The 10,948-nt window shown below is 69.3% G+C and carries 11 protein-coding genes; 3 read left to right on the top strand and 8 right to left on the bottom strand.

The window, feature by feature from the left end; translation table 11 throughout:
* Positions 1-239: 239 nt before the first annotated feature.
* From CW359_RS05530 to CW359_RS05500, 7 genes are all read right to left on the bottom strand, one after another.
* A complete protein-coding gene (locus CW359_RS05530; protein WP_232838236.1) occupies positions 240-1,349 on the bottom strand; it encodes a PucR family transcriptional regulator in 1,110 nt (369 codons plus the stop codon).
* A gap of 101 nt (positions 1,350-1,450) precedes the next feature.
* Positions 1,451-2,902 carry a flotillin family protein gene (locus CW359_RS05525; protein WP_105968620.1) on the bottom strand — a complete coding sequence of 484 codons (1,452 nt, stop codon included), beginning with the start codon at positions 2,900-2,902 and terminating at the stop codon, positions 1,451-1,453.
* Between the two features lie 102 nt (positions 2,903-3,004).
* On the bottom strand, positions 3,005-3,490 hold the full coding sequence (locus CW359_RS05520) for a hypothetical protein (protein WP_105968619.1): 486 nt from the start codon (positions 3,488-3,490) through the stop codon (positions 3,005-3,007).
* Positions 3,491-3,618: 128 nt separating this feature from the next.
* Positions 3,619-3,807, bottom strand: coding sequence for a DUF397 domain-containing protein (locus CW359_RS05515; protein ID WP_105968618.1), 189 nt, complete (start codon positions 3,805-3,807; stop codon positions 3,619-3,621).
* Positions 3,804-3,980, bottom strand: coding sequence for a DUF397 domain-containing protein (locus tag CW359_RS05510; protein ID WP_105968617.1), 177 nt, complete (start codon positions 3,978-3,980; stop codon positions 3,804-3,806). The genes CW359_RS05515 and CW359_RS05510 overlap by 4 nt, the downstream gene beginning before the upstream one ends.
* A complete protein-coding gene (locus CW359_RS05505) occupies positions 3,977-4,846 on the bottom strand; it encodes a helix-turn-helix domain-containing protein (RefSeq protein WP_105968616.1) in 870 nt (289 codons plus the stop codon). The genes CW359_RS05510 and CW359_RS05505 overlap by 4 nt, the downstream gene beginning before the upstream one ends.
* Positions 4,847-4,986: 140 nt before the next feature.
* Positions 4,987-6,582 carry a purple acid phosphatase family protein gene (locus CW359_RS05500; protein WP_105968615.1) on the bottom strand — a complete coding sequence of 532 codons (1,596 nt, stop codon included), beginning with the start codon at positions 6,580-6,582 and terminating at the stop codon, positions 4,987-4,989.
* A 439-nt stretch (positions 6,583-7,021) separates the two neighbouring features.
* Between CW359_RS05500 and CW359_RS05495 the strand changes: the two genes are divergently transcribed.
* Together CW359_RS05495 and CW359_RS05490 are read left to right on the top strand one after the other, a co-directional pair.
* Positions 7,022-7,414 (top strand): hypothetical protein, encoded by a 393-nt coding sequence (locus tag CW359_RS05495; RefSeq protein ID WP_105968614.1) that lies wholly within the window; start codon positions 7,022-7,024, stop codon positions 7,412-7,414.
* A 5-nt stretch (positions 7,415-7,419) separates the two neighbouring features.
* A complete protein-coding gene (locus tag CW359_RS05490; RefSeq protein ID WP_198655098.1) occupies positions 7,420-8,088 on the top strand; it encodes a nucleotidyl transferase AbiEii/AbiGii toxin family protein in 669 nt (222 codons plus the stop codon).
* Between the two features lie 192 nt (positions 8,089-8,280).
* Here CW359_RS05490 and CW359_RS05485 read toward each other — a convergent pair whose 3' ends face one another.
* On the bottom strand, positions 8,281-9,549 hold the full coding sequence (locus CW359_RS05485; RefSeq protein WP_157968500.1) for a S1 RNA-binding domain-containing protein: 1,269 nt from the start codon (positions 9,547-9,549) through the stop codon (positions 8,281-8,283).
* A gap of 184 nt (positions 9,550-9,733) precedes the next feature.
* Here CW359_RS05485 and CW359_RS05480 point away from each other — a divergent pair, with 184 nt between their 5' ends.
* Positions 9,734-10,942 (top strand): AfsR/SARP family transcriptional regulator, encoded by a 1,209-nt coding sequence (locus CW359_RS05480; RefSeq protein ID WP_105968611.1) that lies wholly within the window; start codon positions 9,734-9,736, stop codon positions 10,940-10,942.
* Positions 10,943-10,948 lie beyond the last annotated feature (6 nt).

Here is a 10,948-nt window from a genome sequence, read left to right as displayed (position 1 = left end):
CCAGGCTGCGTCGGTGAAGCGCTCGCCGCGGGCGGACCGGTGTGACGGCCGGTGCCCTGAGTAATGCAAGTACGTACGGTAAGGGTTACCTAACTTCACCGCAAGGGTGTGTCCTGCATACACATCCTGTATACCCTGCGGCGCGCGAAAGGGCCTCTCGCGTCCACAACCTGGTCACCGCCAGGTCCATCCAGTCGGGGCGCGGATCGCGATCACGTGACGCGTCCGCGCCGGGCAGGTCACAGGGGCCGGGCGGGCCAGTCGAGCAGGCGGGCGCCGATGACCGCGGTCTGGAGGGTGTAGCGGGCGGCGGGGTCGGTCGGGTCGATGCCGGTCAGGGTTCGGACGCGTTCCAGCCGGTAGGTCAGCGCGCGCACGCTCAGCGACAGCCGCCGGGCCGCTGCGGCGGCCACACAGCCGGAGTCGAAGTACGTCATGAGGGTGTCGAGCAGCGGCCGGGCCCCGCCGCGCGCCTGTTCCAGCGGCACCACGGTGTTGCGCACCAGGTCCACCAGCGCCTGCCGGTCCCGGGCCAGGACGGGGAAGACCAGCAGGTCGGCGGCGCGCAGCAAGCGCTGGTCGAGACCCATGCGCTGCGCCACGTCCAGGGCGTTGAGGGCCTCTTCGTAGCTGTGTCCGATACCGACCGTGCCGGGCCGGGGCCGGCCGATGGCCACCTGTGCCTGGCCGGTGGCGGCGTGGGCGTGCTCGGCGAAGTGGACGAGGACGTCGTCCTGGTCGCCGGGGGCGATGCACACCATCCGGCCGTCCTTGGTCGTGAACAGGATGCGGCGGTTCTCGAAGCGGGCGAACAGCTCGCTCGCCACCTGCCGGGGTACGGCGTCGGTCTCGTCGTACTTCTCCGGTCCCCCGGCCACGGCCACCGCGTGGGCGCGGGACAGGCGCAGCCCGAACCGTTCGGAGTGCGCGGCGAGTCGGCCGGGGTCGCCGCGTCCGTGGAGCAGGTCGTCGATGAACTCCCGGCGGGCGGCCTCCTCCTTGCGGACGACGAGCCGCTGTGCGCGTTCGTAGCCGTCGGCGAAGGCGTCCACGGCCTGTTCGACGACGGTGAGGACGCTGTCCGGGGTGGCGGCTCGCGGCCACCCGCCCCGGGCCGCCGCGAGGTGGGCGCGGACGAGCGTGCGCCAGCCGTGACCGGCTACGGCCGCCTGTGCGCCCAGGTCGCGGCGGGACTGGATCTCGTCGCGGGTAAGACGCCGACCGGTGGCGGCGGCGTCCGCCAGGATCCGCTCGAAGCCGTCGAGGTAGGGCACGGGCACGTCCCGTACCGCAGTCTCTTCCCCCACCGCAGCGGACACCGCTCCGACCACCTCAACCACCTCAGCCATCTCAACCACCTTGACCGCCCCAAAGGTTGAGCGAGCACCGGCCCGGCAGGGCACAAGTGTTCGGCAAAAATCTACCGCACCGGTACAGCGTCACTACCGCGTCAGCCGGTGACCTCGACCTTCCCGTTGACCTCGACCTTCCCGGTGGCCTCGGCGGGCGCCGGGGGCTCGGGCCGGGTGCCGTCGGCCTGCCCGGTGATCCCCTTCAGCAGCTCGGCGAAGTCGACACCGGTGGTGGAACTGAGGAGTTCGACGCCCTGGGCGACGTTGTCGGCGACCGTGCGCGCGAGCTGGCCGGCCCCGTCGGTGGAGATGACCGTCAACTTGTCCACGGCGCTGAGCGGTTCGGACGCCTTCGCGACCACCTGCGGCAGCACCTCGACGAGCATCTGCAGCACCGCCGCGTCGCCGTACCGCGCGAACGAGTCGGCCTTCTTCCGCATGGCCTCGGCCTCGGCGGCACCCTTGGCGCCGATCGCGGCGGCCTCCGCCTCCCCCTCGATGCGTACGGCGTCGGCGAGCGCGGCCCGGTGTGCCTTCTCGCCCTCACCGGTGAGCCTGGCGCGCTGGGCGTCCGCCTCGGCCTGCTTGACGAGGGCGACCCGGCGGGCCTCGGCCTCCTGCTCGGCCTGGTAGCGGGCCGCGTCGGCGGGCTTGCGGACCTGGCTGTCCAACTCCCGGTCGGTCAGCGCCGCCTGGCGCTCGGCAACCTTCTCCTGCTCGGCCAGCACCTCCTGCCGCCTGGCGGCCTCGGCGAGCGGACCGGCCGCCGCCGCACGGGCCGCGGCCTCGTCGGTCTCGGCCCTGATCTCGGCCTGCTTGAGGTAGAACGTCCGCTGCGCGACCGCGATCTCCTCCTCGGCCTTCAGCCGCGCCTGCTCGGCGGCCCGCCGGGCGACGGCCTCGGCGATGTCGGCCTCCTGCTTGGCGCGGGCGGCCTCGGGACGGCCGAGGTCCTCCAGGTAGGAGCCCTCGGTGGTGATGTCCTGGATCTGGAAGGCGTCCAGCACAAGACCCTGCCCCGACAGGCTCGCCTCGGCCTCCTCGGCGACCTGCCCGGCGAACACGGCCCGGTCCCGGATGATGTCCTCCACCGACATCCGCCCGACGATGGCCCGCAGCGCGCCGGACAGCACCTCCTGGGTGAAGCCGACGATGCCGTCCTGCTGCATCAGGAACCGCTGCGCGGCGGCCCGTATCGAGTCCTCGGTGCCGCCCACCTTGACGATGGCGACCCCCTCCAGATGCGCCTTCACACCCCGCAGAGTGACGGCGCCACGCACCGCGACCGGAATGTGCCGCGAGGACAGATCAAGGGTGAACTTCTGCTGCACGAACGGCACGACGAACACCCCACCGCCGACCACGACCTTCTGGCCGCTGTTGTCGGTGAAGACCCGCCCGGTGTCCGGATCGGTGGCCTGTTTGCCACGCCGCCCGGTGACGATGAACGCCTGGCTCGGCCCCGCCACCTTGTAGCGGGTGACGACGACGAGAGCGAGCAGCACCAGGAGTACGACGACTCCGGCGACCGCGACGACGACAGGACTCATGACAGTGCCCCCTTGTTTTTGGCATGCGAAGAAACGGCATGAAGAAACCGGTGTACGTGGCCGGTGTACGTGGACTCGAGTGGAGGTGGCTACGGCGAGGGCTCAGCGCTCGACGGGCCGTACCGCCACGGAGGTCGCGGACAGGGCGGCCTCGACCCACACCTCGGCACCCCGCTCGACCCGGACATCGCTCTTGGCGGCGTACTTCACCGGCTGACCAGCCGGATACAGCAGCACCTCGCCGTACCCGCCGACGGGAATCGCCGTGACCACGGCACCGGAACTCCCCACAAGCTCCGCACCACCCGGGGCTGCCCCGGACCCGTCCCGCATGAGCGCCCGGCTCAACCGCCAGGTCGCCCAGCCCGCCCCGAGTCCCGCACCCGCTCCGACCAGCGTCGCGACTCCGACGCCGAGGTCCGTCGTACCGAGCGCGATCGCACCGGCGAACCCGAGCATCGACACGAACCCGGCAATCACCGGAAGCGACAGCAGCCCGTCGAAAACCCCGTCCAGCACACCGTCGAAGACGAGCGCGAACACGAGCAGAAGAAGCCCGGAAAGGCCGAGAACCAAGAACAAGGTCATGTCTTCAGCCCTCCCCTCTCCCTCTCGCCCGCTTTCCCTCCCCCGCCCACACCACCGACGCTTTCACACACCGAACCGGACGAACACTGCCGGATCCCGGCAGTGTTCACGCTCCTTCGATGCCCGCTCTACGCGTCCGGCCCCAGGAACCCGACGAACCGCGACCACGCGTCGCGCTTGACGGCGAAGTCGGGACGTATGACGTCCTTGGAATCGCGTACGCGCACGGCACGCCCGTCGACGGCAACCTCGACACAGCTGTCGCCCTGGCTGCCGCTGTAACTGGACTTGAACCAAGCCAGTTCCGACGCGCTCATAGCTCTCCTACAAACCGCGACCACACATCACGGCCGATGGCGAAGTCGGGGCGTGTGACGTCCTTGGAATCGCGTACGCGCACGGCACGTCCGTCGACGGCAACCTCGACGCAGCTGTCGCCTTCACTGCCGCTGTAGCTGGACTTGAACCAAGCCAGTTCCGACGCGCTCATAGCTCTCCTCTGAATCGCTCCAACAGACCCCGAGAATCCTTGGCGTTGAGGGCCTGCGAGCGCAGTGTGTCATAGCGCTGTTGGAGCGCACCGACCTCTTTCGAGTCGGTAATCAGGCGGCCGTTCTTCTGCCCTTCGGAGTAGGCGAGCCGCTGCCCCTTGGGAGTCACCAGCAGCTGAAGGGGACCGTCAAGACAAGCGTGCAACCCCGCCTCCAACGGCACGATCTGAAGGGTCACGTTGCGCGGGGCGGTCAACTCCAGCACATGGTCGAGCAGTTCACGCATCTCCCCGGCGTCCCCGAACCGCCGCCGAAATACATGCTCCTCGACGATGAAGCTGAACGGCGTCGTCTGCCGCTCGAACAGCATCCGCTGTCGCCCCATCCGCCGGACCATGAAGTCCTCCAGCTGCTCGTCCGGTGTCACGGGCACGGTCCCCTCGAACACCGCCCGCGCGTACCCCTCCGACTGCAACAGCCCCGGCACCAACCGGCATTCGTACGTGCACAGACTCACCGCGACCCGTTCCAGCTGCGCCCACCGCCGGAACCAGGCCGCCAACCCCACGTCCCCGCGCGTCAGATGCTTGGCCGACTTCCGCAACGCCCCGGTGTTCCCGGTGGCGTCCTCCGCCAGCTCCACGAAGGAGTCGTCCGCGAACCGCCTCCCCAACTCCACCGACGCGACGGTGTGTTTGGAGAAGCGCACCCGTTCCCCGAACTCCTCCCGGCTGAGCCCGGCGTGCTCGCGCAGCGCCTGGACGACGGCTCCGAACGTGCGCAGGCTGTCCGAGCGATCGGGCTCCCGTTCCTCCTCCCACCCCGTCAGGTCGTCGTCGTCCTCGTTCGCGTCGCCGTGCATCATCCGCGGCCACCTCCAGGTGCGTACGTTCCGTGTTGTTCCCCGCGATCGACAACACCCAGGGTGACGGAAGGAGTTCCGTACCGTCTACTCAGCGTCCGCGTACGCTGACGGACCGTACGCACCATGCGCGAGCCGTACGGCTAACGGTGCGGGTGGGCCGCCTTGCGGGCGACGACGAACCGGTCGACCTCCGCGCCGGTGGCCGCCAGGGCCCGCACGGTGAGGGTGGCCGTGCGACCGGGCGTGGCCGGGGCGACGTCGACACGGATGAAGGAGTAGCCGGTGTAGCGGACCCGGGACCAGTCGACGTTCTCGGTGACCTTGCCGTCCTTGCCGGTCCAGTACGTGGGCACCGAGTCGACGGCGTCCTCGTGACCCTCGTAGCTGTCGGCGACCGGGAAGCTGTACACGCTCTCGCCGCCCGCGCCCGCCGTCACGTACACGACACCACCGCGCGCGGGCTCATGGGTGCCGCCGATGGGCAGGGCTCGTACGGCCTTGTCCTGGACGACCGGGTCGGTGCGCTCGTAGACGTGGTTGTGGCCGTTGACCACCAGATCCACCTGGTGCTTCTCGTACAAGGGAACCCACTTCTCACGCACCCCACCCTCGGAGGCGTGCGAACTGGTGGTCGAGAAGGCGCAGTGGTGATGGAAGACGACGACGAAGTCCACGTCCGTACGAGCCCGCAGCTCGCCGAGCCGCTTGTCGAGCCAGGCGGTCTGCCGGCCCCCGGTGTAGCCGATGTTGGCGGGGATCTCGTACGAGACGTCGTTGGCGTCGACCGACACGACACCCACGTTGCCGTGGACGAAGGAGTAGACGCCGGGCGCGGACGCGGCGTCGAAGCCGTTGCCGGGCAGGGTGAAGCGGGCCTCGTTGCCGCCGTACCCGTTGGGCGAGTACCAGGACTCCATGTCGTGGTTGCCGAACGCCACCATCCACGGCACCCGGCTCGACAGCGGCTCGATCTGGGCGAGGAAGGAGTCCCACTGACGGGCGTCGTAGTTGCCCGCGTCCCCGGGCAACCCGTGACCGGTCTCCTCGGCGTAGCAGATGTCGCCCGCGTGCAGATGGAACGCCGGATTCTGCGCCTGGACCATCGCGTTGAGCCCGATCGAGGTGTAGCTGGGGTTCTGGTCGCCGAACGCGGTGAACGTGAAGGGCCGGGTGCTGCGGGCGCGGGGAGCGGTGGTGAAGGAGTAGACGGTGTGCGCGGCCCCGGCGTGCGCGGGGTCGAACCCGTCGTGACCGACGCCGTAGTAGTAGGTCGTGTCGGGGCTCAGATTGTCCAGGGCCACATGCACGTAGTACTGGTCGATGTCGGCACTCTTGCCGACCCCGGCGGGCGTGAAGAGATCACGCACCTCCCCGGGTATCCGGTGGCTCAGATCGAGGGGACTGCGCCCGATCCGCAGAAACGGCTTCCGCACCGGCAACGGCACCTGCCACGACACCCGCATCTGCGTCCGCGGATCGGCACCGTAGGTGAGATGCCGCCCGAACGGCGCCACCAGCGACCCGTCCACGGCGGCGGTGGCGGGGGCGGTCACCAACGCGGGTGCGGCGACGGCCGAGCCCCCACTGCCACCGACAAGCCCGATACCGGCCGCGGCAACCGCGCCCCCACGCAGCAGACCACGACGGGAAAAGGCACGGCGGAGATGTTCGTGCTGCTCGGGCATGCTCAGGGTGTCGGCGAGCCGGTCCGGCAGCCCCATACGAGGAGTGTTCATGGCCGGGAGGCTGGCAGCGGCGGTTGAACACCCGATTGCCGCCGCCCCATGACCTGCCCATATCCGGACCATCCCCCTGCAATCGCGCCGGGGCATGGACAGGAAGTCGGGCACGACCGCCACGCCGAACCCCGGCTCAGGCCCCCTTGGCCACCGGCTCCAGAATCGCCACGCACTCCACGTGATGCGTCATCGGAAAGATGTCGGCCTGAGCGGGTACCAGAAAAGGCCAGGTCAGGACCTATTTCTCGGCTCACGGCCCCGCGTGGAGACGCCCAGAGCGTCAAACGAGCGTCACGACCGACAAGTCCATCCCTACGGCTCCGAGCGGAACACTGTGCCGCGACCAGGTCACCCCGCACAGGTCCACGCCGCTCACTCCGGACGCCGGCTCGCGCATCATGACCCGCATGACTTTCCCAGCCGCCATAATGACGGCATGCCCTCCAGCCGACAGCACCCCGCACCCACGTCGAGAAACCTCTCGGGTGCGGAAGCTGAGGATCTCGCGTTGTATCGAGAGAAGTTCCGGCGGCGTCTGCCGGAGTCGCTCGACGAGTTGCACGGCCCGACACACGGGGTCGTGGAGCTGCCACTGCACGTGGCCTGGTCCGGGATGACCTCGTACGACATGGGCAATCCTCGCCAGCGCATGGGCCTGTACCGAACCGTCCTGCACGAGGGCCTGCGCGACGACCTTCCCCGCTTCCTCGACCAGAACCTGCTCCTCCAGATGTGGCCGGTACTGCGGACCCTTGTCGGTCGCACCGTGCGCACCGTATGGGAAGACGCCTTCCCCCAGCTCGCCTCCCGCACCCGGGCAGCCGCGTGACGGACATGCCGGAGCTGCACGCACGGCTCCTGGCGGATGTGATCGCCCTCGGCGCCCCGTATCCACTGGTCCTCACCGGCGGATACGCCGTGCGGGCGCATCGCCTCGTGAACCGCCCCAGCCAGGACCTCGACGTCGCCACCGAGAACCCGGCACCGATGGCCGACATCGCGGCGACGCTCCGTAGCGGTCTGGAAGCTCGGGGCTGGCAGGTACAGGCACTGGAGACTGCCCCGCTGTCCGCCCGCTTCACCGTGTCCGACCCGGCCACTGGACAGGACTGCGAAGTCGACATCCTCAAGGAGATCTTCTGGCGGCCGGTCACCCAGAGCCCGTACGGGCCCGTGCTCGCGGAGGAGGACGTGATCGGGACCAAGGTCCGCGCCCTGGCCGACCGCGGAGCGCCCCGCGATCTGATCGACGTGTTCGCAGCCTCCCGCCGCTGGACCAGTGCCGAGCTTGAGGAGTTCGGCCGCCGCCACGCCCGTGGACGCTTCGAGCGCGAGGATCTGCAGTCGAACCTCACAGGCGCCGAGTGGACCGACGACGAAGCCTTCGCCGCCTACGGCCTCGACGAAGCCACCATTACGGCTCTTCGCACCTGGGCCGTGGAGTGGGCCGACGACCTTGCCGCCCGCCTCCTCGAAGAGGCCGATGATCCGGACATCGACTGATCACGTCCGGATGAGATCGCATCTGAAAGCGATCAGAGCAAGGGCCGATGTCATTCCCCTCGCACTGCCGCTGTGTCTGCCGTCTCACGTCAGGCGGTCCAAGGGCAGTTCCTTGATGAACGACGTCCGCCGTCGTCGCGCCCCCGGGACAGGCGCGGGGACACGGCGACGGCGGTTCGCAGATTCGGGCGGTCAGGCCGCGGTCCCGACGTCCTCTACCTCCTCCGGCAGGTCCCGCACCAGGACCTTGTCCCGGGACGAGTCGACCGAGACGACCTCCACGTCGATGATCTCGTCCCGCTCGACCTCGCCCGCGTTGAGGTCGTGGCGGAGTTCCTCGCTCATCGCCGAGCAGTGCAGTAGCACGGGCCGGCTGCGGCCCTCGACCTTGAGCAGGATGTAGCCGCCCTCGTCCTCGGGCAGCGCCTTGTGCACCCGGCCCTCAAGACGGTCCCCGGCCCGGAGCACGGACGGGTAGGCGTTCTGCCGGATCGGGGTGGGCGCCGGGAGCAGCTCGTGCAGCTTCAGGGTGACGCGCCGCCGACGCACGTCGACGTCGACGACACTGACGTCCACCTCGCTCCTCGGGCGGACCTCGACTCCCTCGGGGAGGGTGCTGCGGGGCACCAGGCCATTGATGTCGCCTGTGACGCGGACGAAGACACCGGCGTCGCGCACGCTGTGCACGTCGGCCGTGAAGCGGTGCCCGGCGGGGTGGCTCGCGGCGAGGGCCTGCCACGGGTTGGGACGACCCGCGATGAGCGTGTACTTTGCACCGCCGGTGGGCTGGAGCTCGAAAGCGCCGTCGAGGACGTCACCGACCGCGTACAGGCGGGTCATGTCGGCGACGATCCGCGACCAGTCGGCGTCCTCCTGGCCGAGGACGCCGTGGGTGCCGTCGTCGGCTCGGACCACCGCGAACTCACGGCTGACGGAGACCACCCGCGCACGGGCCGGGACGGTGCCCTTGGTCGCCATGGGGATGAGGGCCATCTCCTGCACGGGCTCCTGCCGTACCGCCTCCAACTGCAATCGCAGTTCACCGCACATGTGGGACATGTCGGCGTACAGGGCGCTGTACGGGATGTAGCGCAGTCCGCGGACGTCGCTCGGGATGTCGTCCGGGGACTGGGCGAGGTAAATCATGCGCTTGCCGATGAGCTTGGCCGCCATGTACTCCATAGCCACGTTCGGGGCGCGGCAGGAGAAGTCGACGACGACCAGTTCCGCCTGCTGGATGGCCCGCCAGACGACGTTCAGGACGGATGCCGGGCCGTACACCGAGTCGCCTCGGACCGGGGTCATCCCGGCCTCGATCACGGTGGGGCTGATGACGTCGGTGTACAGCCAGTCGAAGTCGAAGGTGGTGCCGTCCGGCAGAGCCTTCTTGCCGAAGGGGGCGACGACCATCACGTTGCCTTCGATGGGCTGCTCGTCACGGGTGAGTCGTACCTCGTGCATGGTGAACACCTCGGGTTCTGATCGGTCTTCGGTCCACAGCGTCATGGTGCGCCGGAACCCTTGGCACCAAGGTGTCCGATCAGAAGGCGGATCGGCGTGGTCGGCCCGCTGAGTTTTCTGGGGCCCCCAGGAAGGTTGCGGCGAAAACACTCAGCGTCAGGCCGTCGGCGGCTACGGTAGGTTCATGGGTCTTTCGGGGGAGATCTGGAGAATCCAGGTACTGGGTCCGCTGACGGTGTGGCGAGACGGGGTGCTGCTCGATCCGCCGCCCAGGGGCCTGAGATGCGCCGTTCTCGTCTGTCTCGCGACAGCGGGCCAGCGGGGGCTGGGCCCCGACCGGCTGCTGCAGTCGGTGCTCAGTACGGACGGCCGCCGACGGGGCATCAGATCGGCCAACGCCCTTGAACAGCACGTCACCGAGTTGCGCAGGCTCGGGCTGCCGATCCCGGAGCGGGGCCGTTCCGCGACCGACCCGTACGTGCTGGACTTCGAGCGGGTGCGGGTCGACGCGGAGGACTTCCTGCGCGATCTGCGGGACCTGGCGGCCACGCCTGACGTGAGCCGGCTGGCGGCGCTCATGGCCCACTGGACAGGCGATCCGCTGCTGCATCACCCCCAGGTGGACCGCCTGTTGTGGAACCGGCACATCAAGGGACGGAGTACCCTGCTGAAGCATGTGCGGGCAGCGGACTGGGAATCCCTGCCCGAACTGGGCGAGTTCCTGGACCTGTTTCCCGACGACCGGGCGAGCGCTCTGCTGCGGGCCGATCTGGCCCGGCTGGATCGCAAACGTCTCCTCGTCGTTGAGGACCAGAACATGGACCAGATCGTCGACATCCTCGATGCCTACGAGTGCGTACGGGTCACGGACCTCGCGGACTGGGAGCGGCAGCTCAGGGACCGTAGGGACGACATACTGTCCGTGCACGGCGCACTCATCGACCTGCATCTCACGGACTCCTTCCGCGATCACGACGGCTACCAAATCGCCGACTGGCTGCGCCTCAACACCGAGATCCCGGCCTCCGTGATGACGATGGCCCCGCCGGCGGGGAACCTCCGCCAGGAGAGCACCATCCAGCAGAAGCGGTACCGGTTGCTGCAGATCGTCTACAAGGGTTACGGGACCTTCAACGCCCGGGCCCTCCGTGAGGCCGCCACGCAGCTCACCTCCGACGAGGACGTACACGTACGGGCCCGGCTGGGCGCCACGCTGGAGACCGCGCTGTTTCACGCCCGCAAGCGGCTGAGCTACCCCTCCCCCGAGCACAACCACACGCGGCTCAGGCAGTGCGAGGGGGAGGCAGGCGTGGCCGCACGCCAGATGGAGATCGGCACCCTGCCCGAGGCCCGCCGCGCGGTCCGGGACTTCCGTGACACCTGGCCCGCGTGACGCGCC

The organism is Streptomyces geranii (genome assembly GCF_002954775.1).
Lineage (GTDB): Bacteria > Actinomycetota > Actinomycetes > Streptomycetales > Streptomycetaceae > Streptomyces > Streptomyces geranii.
The sequence above is the reverse complement of the archived record's forward strand: the minus strand, read 5'-3'. Positions and strand labels throughout refer to the sequence as shown.